At 65.4% G+C, this 16,396-nt stretch carries 16 protein-coding genes and 2 pseudogenes; 10 read left to right on the top strand and 8 right to left on the bottom strand.

Annotated elements, in window-relative coordinates:
* Positions 1-30: 30 nt before the first annotated feature.
* Both radA and disA read left to right on the top strand, forming a co-directional pair.
* Positions 31-1,454, top strand: a pseudogene (radA, locus tag F0Q45_RS17765) (DNA repair protein RadA); the annotation flags it as partial.
* Positions 1,455-1,463: 9 nt separating this feature from the next.
* A complete protein-coding gene (gene disA / locus F0Q45_RS17760) occupies positions 1,464-2,540 on the top strand; it encodes a DNA integrity scanning diadenylate cyclase DisA (RefSeq protein WP_149655187.1) in 1,077 nt (358 codons plus the stop codon).
* Between the two features lie 5 nt (positions 2,541-2,545).
* Here disA and F0Q45_RS17755 read toward each other — a convergent pair whose 3' ends face one another.
* On the bottom strand, positions 2,546-3,343 hold the full coding sequence (locus F0Q45_RS17755) for a hypothetical protein (protein WP_149655191.1): 798 nt from the start codon (positions 3,341-3,343) through the stop codon (positions 2,546-2,548).
* 60 nt (positions 3,344-3,403) lie between these two features.
* Positions 3,404-4,072 (bottom strand): carbonic anhydrase, encoded by a 669-nt coding sequence (locus F0Q45_RS17750; RefSeq protein ID WP_149655186.1) that lies wholly within the window; start codon positions 4,070-4,072, stop codon positions 3,404-3,406.
* Here F0Q45_RS17750 and F0Q45_RS17745 point away from each other — a divergent pair.
* The 6 genes from F0Q45_RS17745 (at position 4,071) to F0Q45_RS17720 (ending at position 11,310) form a co-directional block, all read left to right on the top strand.
* On the top strand, positions 4,071-4,982 hold the full coding sequence (locus F0Q45_RS17745; protein ID WP_149655190.1) for an A/G-specific adenine glycosylase: 912 nt from the start codon (positions 4,071-4,073) through the stop codon (positions 4,980-4,982). The genes F0Q45_RS17750 and F0Q45_RS17745 overlap by 2 nt on opposite strands.
* A gap of 182 nt (positions 4,983-5,164) precedes the next feature.
* Positions 5,165-6,733, top strand: a complete 1,569-nt coding sequence (locus F0Q45_RS17740) for a proton-conducting transporter transmembrane domain-containing protein (protein WP_149655185.1) — start codon at positions 5,165-5,167, stop codon at positions 6,731-6,733.
* Positions 6,730-9,330 carry a DUF2309 domain-containing protein gene (locus tag F0Q45_RS17735; protein ID WP_149655184.1) on the top strand — a complete coding sequence of 867 codons (2,601 nt, stop codon included), beginning with the start codon at positions 6,730-6,732 and terminating at the stop codon, positions 9,328-9,330. The genes F0Q45_RS17740 and F0Q45_RS17735 overlap by 4 nt, the downstream gene beginning before the upstream one ends.
* Positions 9,321-9,644 (top strand): P-II family nitrogen regulator, encoded by a 324-nt coding sequence (locus F0Q45_RS17730; RefSeq protein ID WP_149655183.1) that lies wholly within the window; start codon positions 9,321-9,323, stop codon positions 9,642-9,644. The genes F0Q45_RS17735 and F0Q45_RS17730 overlap by 10 nt, the downstream gene beginning before the upstream one ends.
* A gap of 33 nt (positions 9,645-9,677) precedes the next feature.
* On the top strand, positions 9,678-10,289 hold the full coding sequence (locus F0Q45_RS17725) for a carbonic anhydrase (protein WP_149655182.1): 612 nt from the start codon (positions 9,678-9,680) through the stop codon (positions 10,287-10,289).
* Between the two features lie 181 nt (positions 10,290-10,470).
* Positions 10,471-11,310, top strand: a complete 840-nt coding sequence (locus tag F0Q45_RS17720; RefSeq protein ID WP_149655181.1) for a DUF6671 family protein — start codon at positions 10,471-10,473, stop codon at positions 11,308-11,310.
* A 27-nt stretch (positions 11,311-11,337) separates the two neighbouring features.
* On the opposite strand, the gene F0Q45_RS17715 is transcribed toward F0Q45_RS17720, so the two are convergent.
* Complete coding sequence (locus F0Q45_RS17715) at positions 11,338-11,661, bottom strand: helix-turn-helix transcriptional regulator (RefSeq protein ID WP_149655180.1); 324 nt, start codon at positions 11,659-11,661, stop codon at positions 11,338-11,340.
* Between the two features lie 369 nt (positions 11,662-12,030).
* Positions 12,031-12,798 carry an alpha/beta fold hydrolase gene (locus F0Q45_RS17710; RefSeq protein WP_373425019.1) on the bottom strand — a complete coding sequence of 256 codons (768 nt, stop codon included), beginning with the start codon at positions 12,796-12,798 and terminating at the stop codon, positions 12,031-12,033.
* Between the two features lie 23 nt (positions 12,799-12,821).
* Here F0Q45_RS17710 and mhuD point away from each other — a divergent pair, with 23 nt between their 5' ends.
* Together mhuD and F0Q45_RS17700 are read left to right on the top strand one after the other, a co-directional pair.
* A complete protein-coding gene (mhuD, locus tag F0Q45_RS17705) occupies positions 12,822-13,139 on the top strand; it encodes a mycobilin-forming heme oxygenase MhuD (protein ID WP_149655178.1) in 318 nt (105 codons plus the stop codon).
* A 7-nt stretch (positions 13,140-13,146) separates the two neighbouring features.
* The gene (locus tag F0Q45_RS17700; RefSeq protein WP_149655177.1) at positions 13,147-14,478 is read left to right on the top strand and encodes a serine hydrolase; all 1,332 of its coding nucleotides are present in this window, start codon (positions 13,147-13,149) and stop codon (positions 14,476-14,478) included.
* On the opposite strand, the gene F0Q45_RS17695 is transcribed toward F0Q45_RS17700, so the two are convergent.
* The 4 genes and pseudogenes from F0Q45_RS17695 to F0Q45_RS17680 form a co-directional block, all read right to left on the bottom strand.
* Entirely contained in the window at positions 14,479-14,994 is a 516-nt protein-coding gene (locus F0Q45_RS17695) for a histidine phosphatase family protein (RefSeq protein WP_373425018.1), read from the bottom strand.
* A 5-nt stretch (positions 14,995-14,999) separates the two neighbouring features.
* A complete protein-coding gene (locus F0Q45_RS17690) occupies positions 15,000-15,782 on the bottom strand; it encodes a CbtA family protein (RefSeq protein ID WP_149655176.1) in 783 nt (260 codons plus the stop codon).
* Positions 15,783-15,791: 9 nt separating this feature from the next.
* Positions 15,792-16,001 carry a CbtB domain-containing protein gene (locus tag F0Q45_RS17685; protein ID WP_149655175.1) on the bottom strand — a complete coding sequence of 70 codons (210 nt, stop codon included), beginning with the start codon at positions 15,999-16,001 and terminating at the stop codon, positions 15,792-15,794.
* Positions 15,998-16,396: pseudogene (locus F0Q45_RS17680) on the bottom strand (hypothetical protein); the annotation flags it as partial. The gene F0Q45_RS17685 and the pseudogene F0Q45_RS17680, both read right to left, overlap by 4 nt.

Genomic DNA, 16,396 nt, shown 5'->3' with positions numbered 1-16,396 from the left:
ATGTCACACCCCACCGATACGGTCACATTTGTGGCTAATACGCGTTCGCAATACCGCTGTTCGGACTGTCGTCATCTGACCGCCAAGTGGGTGGGGCGATGCCTGGAGTGCGGCGGTTGGGGCACCGTGCAAGAGATGTCGAACCTCGCCGCCGTCGGGGGCCGCGGTCGCTGGTCGACTATGCCGGCGTCGCGTGCTGTTCCCATCAGTTCCGTCAAACCTAACCTCAGCCGGCACCGCTCCACCGGAATCGGGGAATTAGACCGGGTGCTCGGCGGTGGAGTGGTGCCCGGTTCGGTGACGCTGCTGGCCGGCGAACCCGGGGTAGGCAAATCGACGCTGCTTCTCGAGGTCGCCCATCGCTGGGCGCAGTCCGGGCAGCGTGCGCTGTACGTCTCCGGTGAAGAGTCCGCCGGGCAAATCCGGCTCCGCGCCGACCGGATCGGCTGTGGCGGTGACGAGCTGTACCTGGCCGCCGAATCCGACCTGCACGCGGTGCTCGACCACATCGATACGGTTCGGTCGGCGTTGGTCATCGTCGACTCGGTCCAGACGATGTCGACCAGCGAGGCCGACGGCGTGGCCGGTGGGGTCACCCAGGTGCGGGCCGTGACCGCAGCGCTGACCGCAGCAGCAAAGGCTAGCGGGTTCGCGTTAATTTTGGTCGGCCACGTGACCAAGGAAGGCGCGATCGCCGGGCCGCGCTCGCTGGAACACCTCGTCGATGTGGTGCTGCATTTCGAAGGCGAGCGCAACGGCGCGCTAAGAATGGTTCGCGGAGTCAAGAATCGATTCGGTGCCGCTGACGAAGTCGGGTGTTTCCTATTGCGCGACAACGGCATCGAAGGAGTTGCCGACCCATCGAACTTATTCTTGGATCTGCGCCCGAATCCCGTCCCTGGAACCGCAATCACCGTCACATTGGACGGAAAGCGACCGCTGATCGGGGAAGTCCAGGCATTGCTGGCGACGCCGACCGGCGGGTCGCCGCGACGCGCCGCCAGCGGCATTGACCATGCCAGGGCTGCGATGATCGCCGCCGTCTTAGAAAAGCACGCCACGTTGAGAATCGCCGTCAACGACGTCTATCTGTCCACGGTGGGTGGTATGCGGTTGACCGATCCGTCGTCTGATCTGGCAGTTGCCATAGCCCTGGCTTCGGCATACGCCAACCTGCCGCTACCTACCACCGCGGTGATGATCGGGGAGGTCGGGCTGGCCGGCGACCTGCGGCAGGTCAGCGGGATGGACCGGCGGCTGGCCGAGGCCGCCCGACGGGGATTCAACATCGCCTTGATCCCGCCGGGCTGCGATGCGGTGCCGCCGGGGCTGCGAGCGCTGGCCGCACCCACCATCGTCGCGGCGCTGGAGCACATGATCGACATCGCCGACCAGCGCAGCGCTGCTCCGGCGAACACATGTCTACTGGACACGTCACACTAAGCGGCCAAACACGTAGCAGAATGCACGCTGTGACTCGTCCGACCTTACGTGAGGCCGTCGCTCGCCTGGCACCCGGCACGGGGCTGCGGGACGGCCTGGAACGCATCCTCCGTGGCCGCACCGGCGCCCTGATCGTGCTCGGCCACGACGAAAGTGTCGAGGCCATCTGCGACGGCGGTTTTTCCCTTGATGTCCGGTACGCGCCGACCCGACTGCGTGAGCTGTGCAAGATGGACGGCGCCGTGGTGTTGTCCACCGACTGCAGTCGCATCGTGCGAGCCAACGTGCAATTAGTCCCGGATCCGTCGATACCGACCGACGAGTCGGGTACCCGGCACCGTTCGGCGGAACGATCGGCGATTCAAACCGGTTATCCGGTGATTTCGGTGAGCCACTCGATGAATATCGTGACGGTCTACGTCGGCGGCGAGCGCCATGTGCTGACTGATTCGGCGACTATCCTGTCGCGAGCCAATCAGGCGATCGCAACCCTGGAACGGTACAAGACCAGGCTGGATGAGGTAAGCCGGCAACTATCCAGGGCCGAGATTGAAGACTTTGTCATCCTGCGCGACGTGATGACGGTGGTGCAGCGGCTCGAGTTGGTCCGCCGGATCGGTCTGGTGATCGACTACGACGTGGTAGAACTCGGCACCGATGGGCGCCAACTGCGGCTGCAGCTAGAGGAGCTGCTCGGCGGCAACGACATCGCACGCGAGTTGATAGTCCGCGACTACCACGCCAACCCAGAACCGCTTGCCAAAGCGCAGATCGACGCGACCCTGGACGAGCTGGACGCCCTCTCCGACACCGAACTCCTCGATTTCACCGCGCTGGCAAAGGTTTTCGGATATCCAACGACGACGGAGGCGCAAGACTCGGCGCTGAGCGCTCGCGGATACCGCGCAATGGCAGCCGTCCCCCGGCTGCAATTCGCCCATGCTGACCTACTAGTCCGCGCGTTCGGCACGCTGCAAGGTCTGCTGGCGGCCAGCGCCGGCGATCTGCAATCCGTCGACGGCATCGGCGCGATGTGGGCTCGCCATGTGCGGGAAGGATTGTCGCAGCTGGCCGAGTCGACCATCGCCGATCAATGACTCGATCAGCCGCCCTGGGCGGGCGGCGCCTCCGGTGGCGGGGCCTGCGCCGGCCCAGGGGCCGGCGCGGGCCCCGGCGGCTGTGGCGGCTGATTGAGAACGAACGGAACCGACAGAGACCGAAGGTTGCCCAGCTGGACAACGAGGTTGTAGGTACCGGGCCCGATCGCCGGCCGCGGCAGTGGGCACTTCGGTGCCGAACCCATGCCCGTCCACGTCACCGCGGTCGTCACCTGCTCGCCCGGGGTGAACATCTTCAGCAGGGTCTCGTTGGAGGGAGCGCAGTCCAGATTCGACCACAACCGCTTGTTATCCAGCGAGTAGACGTAGGCCGCAAGCACCGCTGCACCGACGTCACGTTTGCACGACACCAGCCCGATATTGGTGACGACCATGGTGAATTTCGGCTGATCACCGATGTAGTACTGGGGTGAGTTGGTCAATCCCTTGACGGCTAGCGTGGAATCGGGGCAATCATCGCCCTCTTTCAGCACCGGCGGCGGTTGCACCGCAGCTGTGGGGGTCGGGGTTTCCAGGTTCTGGCCCTGTGGCGGTGCTGCCGGAGTATTGCCTTCGGCTTGCCCAGCGGCTGCTGGCGCCTGGGGCGCGCTCGAGCCTGGATGACCTTGGGCGGAATTCGGTTTCTCAGCATTGGCGGGTTTGGCGCCGGCGCTATTGCCGACGAAGGCGACGAACGCAGCCACCACGACGCCGACCGCAACGACCGCGACGCCCAGGGCCAGTCCCCTGCGCCGCCAGTAGATCTCGGTAGGTAGCGGGCCACGCGGTTCCAGATCCAGCACATTCACACCGTAGGCCCAGGTCACGCCGACTCGTCCGACCCGCCTCGGCGTGTCGCCAGGTTAGCTGGACAACCGCCGTGCTACTGGGGTCGCAAGGTTGGCTCGGTCGCCGATGTCGTCGATGTCGCCGACCCGATCGCGCAACACTGCCTGTCCGTCGGCAAGCTGGTAGGTGACGCCCACTATCGCCAGCGTGCCGGCGGCCACCCGATCCGCAATGGCCGTCGAACGGCTCATTAGCTGCGAGACCGTTTCGTGGATATGCCGCGCCTCGAACTCGTCTGTACGATTGAGGCCGTCGCGCCTGCCCATCAGGATGGACGGTGCAACTCTTTCCACCACGTCACGCACATAACCCGCCGGTAGCGCGCCACTATCCAGCGCCGTCAGCGCGGCGTTCACCGCGCCGCAACTGTCATGGCCGAGAACCACCACAAGCGGCACGTTCAGCACCGTCACCGCATACTCGATGGAGCCCAGAACAGCTGCGTCGATCACATGCCCGGCCGTGCGGACTACGAACATGTCACCGAGGCCCTGGTCGAAAATGATCTCCGCGGCAACCCGGCTGTCGGAGCAGCCGAAGATCACTGCCGTCGGCTGCTGCCCAACGGCCAGGCTGGCGCGATGCTCGACGCTCTGGCTGGGATGCTCGGGCTTGCCGGCGACGAATCGCTGGTTACCCTCGGTGAGTGCTTTCCACGCGCTTGCCGGGTTGGTGTTGGGCATACCGCTTATCTTGCCGCACCCGCTCATGATCGTCCCGCAGCACATACCAGCCACCAATCTTTTGGCTTGGTACCAACAATCGCGTCGCGATCTGCCTTGGCGCCAACCCAACGTGAGCGCATGGCAAATTCTGGTCAGCGAGTTCATGCTGCAGCAAACGCCGGTGTCGCGGGTACTGCCAATCTGGCCGGAATGGGTGCGACGCTGGCCCACCGCATCGGCCACCGCCGCAGCAACGACTGCTGATGTGCTGCGCGCTTGGGGGAAGTTGGGCTACCCACGGCGGGCTAAACGCTTGCACGAGTGCGCTACTGTCATCGCACGTGACCATGGCGACGTGGTTCCCGACGATGTCGAAACATTGTTGAGGCTGCCGGGCGTCGGTAGCTATACCGCGCGAGCGGTGGCGTGCTTTGCCTACCGCCAACGGGTTCCCGTGGTAGACACGAACGTTCGCCGCGTGTTAGCCCGGGCCGTGCATGGCCGCCCTGACGCCGGTGCGCTGTCGTCGGCCCGTGACCTCGCCGACGCCATGGCGCTACTGCCGAATGACGAAGCGGCCCCGAGTTTTTCACTAGCGCTGATGGAGCTCGGCGCGACAGTGTGTACGGCCAGGGCACCGCGCTGTGGTGTGTGCCCGCTTGACGCATGCGCGTGGCGAGACGCCGGCTTTCCCGCCATGCCTGGTCCGGCACGGCGGGCGCAGACCTATGCGGGAACCGACCGCCAAGTCCGCGGGCGTTTGCTGGATGTGTTGCGCGCCAAGGACTCTCCGGTCACCCGGGCTGAGCTCGATGTAGCGTGGCTGACTGATTGTGTACAGCGCGACCGGGCGCTAGATTCGCTGCTTGCCGACGGCCTCGTGACGCGAACGCATGACGGCCGGTTCGCCCTGGCCGGCGAAGAGTAACTACCCGGAAGGCCGTTGAAGGCAACGGCCGCTGCTGCCATTTCCCCAACCCACCTTCGGATCGCCAGCACAGTTCATTAGCGAATTAACTTTCGTGATGTTTGACAGACGTAATGGATCTCACGTACTGTCCGTCGCATGAACCTCGCGCTTACCGCGGCTGCAACTGGTGGTGATGACCAGTGAGCGCCCTCCTCGTCGGTGTATTGCTACTTCCGCTGCTCGCGTCGCTGAGCGCCCTTCTGGCCGGTTCGCGGCATCCTCGCCTCGTCGGCCGCTTGGGTGCCGCCGCCGCCGGTGTCGGGTTGGTCTCCGCATTCCTGATCGCCGTCCACGTAGCGGTCCACAGCTCCGTGTCGGCCACTCTGCGATCAGCCGATGGCGACCTGATCGCCCAAATCGGGGCTAACCGGCTCAGCGCGCTGCTGCTGGTGCTGGTATACGGAGTCAGCATGGTCGCGCAGGTGTTCGCGCAGCGCTACCTCGCCTGCGACAGCCGATCGTGGTGGTTCACCGCCGGCACTGGCCTGCTTACCGCGGCATCCGCCGGCCTCATGACCTCCGGAACCCTTATCGGCCTAGCCGTCTCCTGGACCTTGGCCGGCACTGCGCTGTGCCTGCTGCTGGCGACCTATTGGGAGCTGCCAGCTGCCCGCGATGGCGTACTGCGGACTGCGGCAGCGTTCCTGTTGGGCGACTTGGCCCTGTGGTTGGGGGTCGGCCTGTTGACCGTGCGGTGGGGCAACATAAGCCTGTTCGACCTGAGCCCCGAGCGATTCCAGCAGTCGTCACCGACTTTGCTTGCAGCGACTGCTTTGATCGTCGTAGCGGCTTTGTCGCGATCGGCGCAGATACCGTTTCACCGCTGGCTGCCAGCTACCCTGGCCGCGCCCACTCCCGTCTCGGCGTTGCTGCACGCCGGCGTGGTCAACGCCGGCGGCGTGCTGCTGGTGCGGCTGAGCCCGATCGTCAGCGGATCTGCCATCGCCATGGGCCTGGCGTTCACCGCCGGCACGCTCAGCGTGCTCTACGGCGGCATCGTGATGCTCATCAAGACCGACATCAAGGGCTCGTTGGTGTATTCGACCATGGCGCAGATGGGTTTCATGATCTTGACCTGTGGGCTCGGCCTGTCCGCAGCGGCGGTATTCCATCTGGTGGGCCATGGTTTCTACAAGGCCACCCTGTTCCTGTCGTCCGGCTCGGCGATAGCCAAGCGTCGCCAGAAGGCGGCTCGGCCGCCTGCGCCAAAGCTCACCCCGGCGCAGTGGCCAGCGATCCAGTTCACGGCGATGCTGCTACCTGCCGCCACGCTCTATGCGGCCAGCAGTGTGGTGCACCTGCCATCCGGAGAACACGGCTCGGCGCACGTGCTGATGGTGTTCACCTGGGCCACCGCCGCGGCAGCGTTGACGGGCTGGTTAGCAAGGAACCCGAGCGTGCGGCAGGTTCTTACCGGAGCCGTGGCACTGTTCGGTGCCGCCATCGGATATGTCGCGTTGGTTGGCGCTGTGACCGGATTCCTTGCTCCCGATCTGCCCCCGGTCACCATTTTGCCCACCTCGACTCTGGGCATCGTCGCAGTGGCCGTCATCCTGGGCGCAGTGGCCTTACTGCGCCAGGCTCCGCCGGACGGCTGGGCCGGTCGCCTGCAGCGTGCCATTTATGCGAAAACATTTGTGGCCGGCCATATTCCAGCTACTCGCCCATCACAATTGCCAACCACCCAATTGACAGGAGCGCTCCAGTGACCATCGTGGCTGACCACGTCTCGACCGATACCCGCCGCGCGCAGTTACGCAGCGAAGTCAACCTGGCCGCCCGCGTGACACCCACGCACTATCCGCTGGAGACTTTCATCGCGGTCAACCCGCTGGCCGGGCTGGAGTCGATGCCCTTCGAGCAGGCAGTCCGACGAGCTGGCGACCTCTACGGCATCGCCGGTGTGCTGGAGGAGACCACCTTCCGCGACCTGTACCGGGCCGGACGGATCACCAATGCCGACCTCGAGTCGACCCTGCGACTGCGCTACCCGACCTTGCTCAACGGAGAGCCGATCCGGATGGGGACCCGGGTGGTGACACCTTTCGAACTGCTGCGCGCTGACTTGCTCAACGGCAGCCTGGCCCCAAAGCCGCTGCGACGCAACAAAACCCGCAGCGAGCTCACCGCCCCGCAGGTGGCCGACCAGGTCGATGCCCAGGCCGCAAAATGGTGTACGGCGTACTTTGGATCGCCGGCAGCGGGCTGGCCGATGCCCGACCACCACAAAGGCTTCTACCACGCTTGGCGGGCACTGGCCCCCGGCGATCAGACGTTGAACCGAAAGGTGCGCGCTGCGCTACGCAAGGTGGCCGATCGCGCCGACGACGCCGCATTGCAGGCCCTGGAACAGCTGGGCGTCGCTGACGAGGATCGCATTACCTACTTGCAAGCCCACTTGACTCGGCTTCCGGGTTGGGCTGCTCACGTCCGTTGGTCCGCCGAACGCGCCACCGGTGTGGACGTGCTGGACTACCTCGCCATGCGACTGATATACGAATCAGTATTGATGTCGCACAACACTTCTGGATCAAATTCAGCGCCCGTGACTGCCATTGGGTCACGCATTCCCTCGGCCCGCGAACGGGCCGCCGCGCTGGCCCAAACATGGGGGCTTGAGGACGTCAGCGACAGCGATTTGGGCGCAGCTGCCCGGGTCGTCTCGGCGCTGCCTGTCACCGCACGGCAACTGGTCTGGCAACAAGCCTACGAAGCGCACTACCGCGACGCGCTGCTGCGATCTTTGGCCGAGGCAAAACCGCCCCAACGCGACGAGCGGCGCCCGCAAGCCCAACTGGTGTGCTGCATCGACACCCGATCCGAGGGCCTGCGTCGCCACATCGAATCCCTCGGCGGCTACCAAACCTTGGGCTTCGCTGGGTTCTTCGCTGTCGCCATCCGATACACCAGCATGCTCGGCGGAGCACCCGACGATCTGTGCCCGGTGCTGATCAGCCCAGAGCATGACGTCCAGGAGAGCCCGGCACCGGCTGCCACGGATGCGGCCCGGCGGCTGCGCGCCGGCAGCCTTCTCATCGCAGCTGCCGAAGCGGCATTTTATGCCGCCAAGCAGGCGCTCATCGCCCCGTTCGCGTTGGCTGAAGCGGCCGGTTGGGCTGCCGGTCCGTGGGCAGCGGCCAAAACACTGAGCCCGCTGGGCAGCGGGACACTGCGACGTCGCGTGCGAGACCGGCTGACACCTCCGGCCCCTACTGTGCTCTCGATCAACGACACCGTGGATCTAACCAGCCGCGCTCTGTACGCGCAGGTGGCACTGATCACCATGGGCCTCACCGGCGGCTTCGCCCGGCTCGTCGTCCTCTGCGGGCACGGCAGCGTCACCGAGAACAACCCGTATCAGGCGGCGCTGGACTGTGGGGCTTGCGGCGGGCAGGCTGGCGGTCCGAATGCCCGCACCGCTGCGGCGATCCTCAACGATGCCAATGTTCGGGCTGAATTGCGCAACCTGGGGATCGCAATTCCGGACGACACCTGGTTTGTCGCCGCCCAGCACGACACCGCAACCGATCGGGTCACCGTGCTGGACCGACACCTGGTACCGGCATGCCATCAGCCGGACGTCCGCCAACTCGTCGCGGATCTCGCTATCGCTGGTGCCGAACTGGCCACCGAACGTTGCTCGGGACTTCCTGGCGGACCAGCCACACCTGGCCCGACGCGTGCGGCTCTGCACGTCGCCACCCGATCCGTCGACTGGGCGCAGGTCTTTCCCGAGTGGGGTCTGGCCGGCAATGCGGCCTTCATCGTCGCGCCCCGCGAGATCACCCGAGGCATCGACCTGCACCGACGCACCTTCCTGCACTCCTACGAAGCCGACGTCGACGCCGAAGGCGGCGCGCTAGAAACCATCCTGACCGCACCCATGGTGGTGGCTCAATGGATCAACTGCCAGTACTACTTCTCGACGGTGGCGCCAGAAACGTTCGGAGCAGGAACCAAGACCATCCACAACGTCGTCGGCGGTGTGGGTGTGCTCGCCGGACACGGCGGCGACCTCCAGCTGGGCCTGCCGCGACAGTCGCTGACCGATGGCCAGTCCTTCGGACATGAGCCCATGCGGCTGCTGACCGTCGTCCAAGCGCCGCTGCTGCGCATCGACATGGTGATCGAGCGAAACCCCGTCCTGCAGCACCTGTTCGGAAACGACTGGGTTTTCTTGGCCGCCCGCGAACACCCCGGCCAGGACTGGCAACGCTGGACCCGCGGCGGCTGGCGACGCTGGGACGCTACCGCTGCGCCCGACCAACACAACGAAAACCACCAGGAGGTAACCCCATGTCACTGAACGGCCTGACCAAGATGACCAAAATCGAACTCGTCGTTCCCGGGGAACACGTGCCCGCGGTGCGCGACCAGTTCCGCGGCGCCGGGGTAACCGGTTTCACCAGCGTGTCCGGCGTGTCGGGGCTCGGTCACCACGGCTACCACCAAGGCAGGCTGCTGTTCAACCAGCAGGCGGCACTAGAGCTGCTGATCACCGTCGTCCCGGACACCAAATCCGAGGCGCTGATCGCCGGTCTGCGTCGACTGCTCGACGAAACGCCGGGGGTCATGTTTGTCACCGACACCTACGTCAGCCGACCCGAGTACTTCAGCTAAACCGCACCAAACCCCACAAGAAAGGAAACAACTATGTCCAACCCAACAATCGCCTGGCAGCGTCTGCAATCGGGTAATCAACGCTTCGCCACGTCGTGGTCGAGGCACAATGCCACCGCCAAGGACGATTCACCCTTCGCAGTGGTATTCCGCTGCGCAGACGCCGACATCGCGAGCGAGGTGGTGCTAGGTCAAAGCTGGGGCGCACTCATCGACATCAGCACCTGGGGGCACGTCATCGACACCGGGGTGCTGGCCACCGTCGAATATGCGGTCGGCACACTCAAAACACCGCTCATTGTCATCCTTGGCCATGACGACTGCGCCGCCATGGACACCGCGCTGGAGGCCTGGAAGAAGGTCAGTTTTCCAGATGGAGCGGCTCGCGCAGTCGTCGAGCAGGCCATATCGTCGCTTGCGCGGCAAGACGTGCAGCTCAGCAACGCCGACGAGCTGTCTGCCGCCCACGTGGTGCACACCGGTGTGTCGCTGCTGCAGAAGTCGGCGGTGATCGCCAAGGCCGTCGACAGCGGGCAGACCGCCATCGTGTGTGTGGCCAACGACGGCAACGACGGCCGACTTCGCGTCTGCGCAACCTTCGGCGATGTTTCCGAAAGTCAGGCACCGCTGTTGGAGTGCGTCTAAGCGGTCATCCTCGTCAGGTCGTCGAGGGTGGGATCGCGGTCCCTACGCCGAGATCGACGTCAGCGTCACACCTTCTCGCGCTTTTTCACGCTGGCGTCGATCTCGACGCGTGCCGACACCGGAGTCCGGCCGGAGCTTTCGGCCGGGTTAGCACACTCGTTGCATAGGAAGGCACCTAGCCGTGGGCAGCTATGCCGGGGCCGTGATCGCCATGGGCACCATGCACGGCAAAGAGCAGCAAGTGGCGCCAGCTTTCGCCGACGAGCTGGGCGCCCATGTCATCGCGCCGCCCGGAGTCGACACTGATCAGTTCGGCACCTTCACCGGCGATGTGAACAGGACATTAGCGCCGCTGGCGGCGGCCATCGCCAAAGCGCGATTGGGAATGCAGGTTGCCGGAGTGCCCTACGGTCTGGCCAGCGAAGCCAGTTACGACACCTGGTTTGGCACGCTGGCGCTGCACCAGGAAATCTTGGTGTTCGTCGACGACAGCCGCGACATCCAGGTCGTCGAAGGGGTCAATACCCCCGGCGCTCCTGGCTCTCCTCGGCTGGTCGACTCCGCCGATGAGGCCCTTGCCGCGGCATGGAATTTCGGGTTTCCCGGCCAAGGCGCCACAGTCAAGGCCAGCGTCGACAATCGCGTGCGAGTCTTCGGCAAGGGGATCACCGACGCGGACACTCTGCATTGCGTCGTCGACACCGCAATGGCTGCTGCCGACGATCATCGGGCCTCGGTGGAACCCGACTTACGGGCACATCACAACCCCAGCCGCCGCGATGTCCTTGCCGCCCTGGCGAGCCGGCTCGCTCGTCGGCTCGCCACGCCCTGCCCGGAGTGCGGTTGTCCCGGATACGGCAAGGTTGGGGTTCACGATGGTTTACCGTGCCAAGCATGCGGTGGGCCCACCAGCCTCATCGCCGCCGATATCCATGGGTGTCCGGCCTGCGAGCATCACAACGCCATCGCACGAAACGGAGCGCTCGCCGAGCCACGCTATTGCCCGCGATGCAATCCATAGTTGGTTGCTCGCACGCCGAGTACCGGACTACGACAAGGCCGCGACGAGTTCGCCCACCGTGTGGCTGGCTTCGAGTGGATGGCGCAGTTTGCCCTGGGGATTGAGCTCATACACGTTGCGACGACCAATCTTCGACTTGATGAGGTAGCCCTCGTCGGTCAGATCGGTCAAGATCGCTTGCACCGAACGCTCGGTGATGCCGATGCGCAATGCCAGTTCACGAGCTGTCATAGGCTCCCGAGTCGACACGCATAGCAACACGTGGGCGTGATTTGTCAAGAACGTCCAGGTGCGGTCAAAAGCCTCGCCAGCGGGCCGGGGAGCCATCCTGCGGCTCTCAGCAACGTTCATCACCTCATCTTACCTTGCAACCAATTCACGTAAAGTAATTCGCTAATGATCAACAGCGGTCCGACCGCAGCACCAGGGTGCAGGCGAATTCGACGGCTCAGCCGCCGCTGCTACCAGCAACGATGACATTGAGGGCCTTCCGCTCGCGTGCCGAGCCAAAAGCGTAACGCGGTTCGGGGCCCCCAAGGCCGTGATCACCGAATATTATCGCGGGTGTCATCTTGGCGTGGGATCGCGGTTCTTGCGCCGAGATTCACGTTAGCGTCACTTCTTCTCGCACCTTTCCGCGCTGGCGTTGATCTCGTCGCGGGTCGGGTGAGCGCTGGCCTCCGGGCAGACCGACCCTCGAGGAACTGCCGGCGCGACCACTTAGGCATGGTTCGGCGCCGCCAAGAACGATTCGATAGCCTTCCGATACACCTGCGGTGCCTCGTCATGCACCAGATGGCCGGCTTGCGGCACTTTCAGATATGTTGTCGGAACATCTCTTTGAGCCATCTGACGCATCTGGCCGGGTGGAGTTACCGAATTGCCCGCCTCGATGAGTAAGGCCGGCGCCCGCACTGACCGCCATTGCGCCCAGTAGTCGCGGGTGCCCCACTCGGCGGCAATGTCGACCCACCGCGCGGTCTGGCCGTGCAGCCGCCACCCGGTGGGCGTGCGGTCGAAGGCTTCCAGGAAGTACTGGCCGGCGACCGGGCCGAACTCGGCCAATACTTGCTCAGCAGAATCGAATTCAACCGGCAGGGTATGCAGCCACGGCTCCCACGGGCCGGTGGTACGGCCCCGAAAGTCCGGCGCCATGTCCTCAATCACGAGCGCCGAAACCAACTCCGGATGCTGCGCGGCCAGACACCACGAATGCAGCGCTCCCATCGAGTGTCCGATCAGCCTGACCGGCCCACCCAATGTGGTCACCGCAGCCCGCAAGTCAGCGACAAAGCGCTCGGTGCTGATCGGGTAAGGGTCCGCCGCGTCGCGGCCTCGATGCCAGGGCGCGTCGTAGGTGTACACCACGCCCAGCCGGGTCAGCCATGGTAGCTGCCGTGACCAGGTGCTACCGCGGCCCATCAATCCGTGCACCAGAACCAATGATTCGCCCCGCCCGCCGCGATGGAGCAACAGATCGGTGCGCATGCCGGGCACGGTAGCCTAGCGGCATGCCAGTGGTGAAGATCAACGCCATCTCGGTGCCTGCCGGTGCCGGCCCCGAGCTGGAGAAGCGTTTCGCGCACCGCGCGCATGCGGTGGACAACTCGCCGGGTTTCCTCGGCTTTCAGCTGCTACGTCCGGTCAAGGGCGAAGACCGCTACTTTGTGGTGACACACTGGGAGTCTGATGAAGCGTTCCAGGCCTGGGCAAACGGGCCCGCGAAAGAAGCCCACGCCGGGGAGCGGGCCAACCCCGTGGCGACGGGCGCTGCGCTGCTGGAATTCGAAGTGGTACTCGACGTTGCCGGGAGCGGCAAGCCTGAGTAGCCGGCCGATGCCGCCGCGCCGGGCGGTGGCGTGGAGCGCGGCTGCGGCGTTGGTGATCACCCTGGCCTCGGGTTGCGCGCACTCACCCACCCCGACCGCTAACGCAGCGGACCCGAGCCGCCGGATCGACACCACAACTCCGCCCGGCCTGCGCGCCCAGCAGACCGTGGACATGCTCAACTCGGACTGGCCGATCGGCCCGGTCGGAGTTGGCACTCTAGCTGCGCCTAACCAGGTCGACTCGGTCGAACACACCATGGAAGAGCTGTGGTGGGACCGCCCGTTTACCGTCGAGGGCGTCGACCTCGGCGCCAGTGTGGCCACGCTGCATGTGGTGTCGTCTTATGGCGCCCGGCAAGACATTCGCATCCACACCGACGACGACGGCCAGGTCGACCGGTTTGACCTCGAGACGCAGCACCCGTCGATCAGCACCTGGCGAGACGTCGACGCGGTGCTGCGCAAAACCGGAGCCCGCTACTCCTACCAGGTTGCCAAGGTGACCAACGGAAACTGCGACCCAGTGGCGGGCGCCAACACCCGCGAGTCATTGCCGCTGGCGTCAATTTTCAAACTGTACGTGTTGCATGCGCTGGCCGGCGCAGTCAGCGACGGCACAGTGTCCTGGAATGAAATGCTGACGGTGACCACCAAGAGCAAAGCGGTGGGCTCGTCAGGATTAGAACTGCCACCCGGCGCTCAGGTCTCGGTTCGCACCGCCGCCGAGAAGATGATTGCCACCAGCGACAACATGGCCACCGACCTTCTCATTGGACGGCTGGGCACGCACGCGATCGAGGAGGCGCTAGCCACCGCCGGCCATCACGATCCGGCCAGCATGACTCCGTTCCCCACGATGTACGAGCTATTCTCCGTCGGCTGGGGGCAGCCAGACCTGCGTGACCAATGGGAACATGCGACGCCGCAAGCTCGCGCCCAGTTGCTGCAGCAGGCCAATGCAACGCCCTACCGGCCCGATCCCACCCGTGCCCACACCCCGGCCTCCATGTACGGCGCTGAGTGGTACGGCAGCGCCGAGGATATCTGCCGGGTGCATCTGGCGCTGCAAGCCGACGCGGTTGGTCAGGCCGCGCCGGTCCGGGAAATCCTGTCCGCGGTCGCAGGTATCCAGCTGGATCGCAACGACTGGCCCTACATTGGCGCGAAAGCCGGTGGCCTGCCCGGCGACCTTACCTTTAGCTGGTACACCGAGGACCGGACGGGACAGGCGTGGGTGGTGAGCTTTCAGCTGAACTGGCCCCGCGATCACGGACCAACGGTGACCGGTTGGATGCTGCAGGTCGCCAAGCAGGTTTTCGCGCTGGTGGCTCCGAAGTAGCTAGAGCCGGAGCGTCCAGCGGCCGCTGCGGTAGTGCATGACGGTGCGGCTAAGTGGTGCAATGTCGATGCGCCAGAACGAGTTTGGTGAGACATCAAGTACCACCAGGATCGCTGCACGAATCACCGCTGGATGGGTGACCGCCACTGCATTGCCGGCCAGCGACGCCAGCCATCCGGCCACCCGGTCGATTAGGTCGACGATCGACTCGCCGCCGTGCGGCGCCGCGGCCGCATCGGTCAGCCAGGCGGTCAGCTCTTCGGGGTCGACACTCTCCAGGGCTGCACCGCGCCACCGTCCGCAATCGATGTCGGCCAGCCGCGGCTCCGTTGTTGCGTTGAACCCCAACAACTCTGCGGTTTGTCGGGCGCGCCGCTCGGGTCCGGCGAGCTGGGATGTATTGTTCCGGATAGCCAAGCGCGCTGCGGCTTCGGCCTGCCGACGGCCGATGTCGTTAACCGGCTCGTCGGCGGGAAAACGCGCGGCTGACATGGCCTCAGTCAGCGCGTGCGACACCAGAGTCAGCCGGATGACGGGACTCTTTCGGCACGTTCACCCAGCAGCCGGCCCGCGAGCACCGAGAAGACCAGCCCGATGGTTACCCACAGAACCAGCTGCGTGACCAGCGAAACCAACCGGAATTCGTAGAGAACGTCAGCGGGAAAGCCGGGATAACTGATCGCGCCGGAGGGGTCGCGCATTGGGCCGGGTGTCTCGGCCACCGTCGGCAACACCAGCATGACCAGCGCAATCACCACCACATAGGCCGCTGCTGCAATCAGCCCGGCGTTCCACGCACCAACGCGCACCGAGAGCCGGCGGGCCAGCCAGACCACGGCGATCGCCAGCACCACCGACGCCAGCACCATCACCAGGTACCACAGCGTGCGCGATCCGATCGTGTCTGCCTGACCGACCGCCGGCGGATTGGGTGGATACTTCAGGAATGGCACCAGATACACCGCGGTGAAGGCTCCGGCCGCGAGTCGGATCGAAAGTGCGCGCGGCCCAACGCTTCCCGCACGCCCATGTGCGACGCTGAACAGGACGGCGAAGAGGGCGCCCATCGCGATCCCGAAAACCAGGACCCCGAAACCCAATCCCGCGTTACCCTGCACGCCGCGGGTAAACAATTCGACGCCGTGCTCGTGCACGCCCGCAGCGTGTGCGACTTCGATGCGGCCGTCCTCAAAAGCGATTGCGCGGCCTATGACGGGCTCGGCGAACACGCGGGCGAATAGGAACGCCAGCACCGCGCCGGCCGCGCCCGCCAGCAGACCGCGTGCTATCAGACGCTTCTCCACGGTGGCCGCTCAGTGGCAGGGGAATCCGAGCAGATGCCTTGCGTCGTGGAAGAACTCGTGCACATGTGAGTCGCTGCCGAACAGCGATGCGGCACCCTGATCGATGCCGACGAAGTAGAGCGCCAGCAGCGCCAGGAAGGTGGTGGCCGCCAACCAGAGCGTCGCATGTGCCGCCGACAGATCAACCGATCCGACCTGGGCCGTCGGGGAATTCGTCACAGTCCACTCCTTCTGGGGATTTCACGTCCCGATTTGGCGCTGGTGACGAGTCTCACCAGGATTCCGTTGCTCGTCGACGAGCGCTGACAACACCCGTCAGTGTAGAGCGTGTGCCGCCGAGCGGCGATACGGTCAGCCGTGCTGGCCGGGCGGACCGAAAGCGCCTGGGGCGCCTGGGCTGCCCGGCGCACCCGACCCGCCTTTGCCACCCGGCCCAACTCCACCGGGGCCGGGCTGACCGGGCGGGCCGCCAACCCCGCCCACACCGCCGCTCCCGCCAGGGCCGCCGATACCGTGGCCACCTGGGGCGCCACCGAACAGTCCGCCCGCGCCGCCAACTCCACCAGCCCCGCCGTCGCCACCGGCACCACCGGCACCACCCTTGCCGCCATCGC

The organism is Mycobacterium simiae (assembly GCF_008370645.1).
In the GTDB taxonomy this organism is placed as follows: domain Bacteria; phylum Actinomycetota; class Actinomycetes; order Mycobacteriales; family Mycobacteriaceae; genus Mycobacterium; species Mycobacterium simiae_A.
Note: the sequence above shows the minus strand (reverse complement) of the source record. Positions and strands in the feature narration are given on the sequence as shown.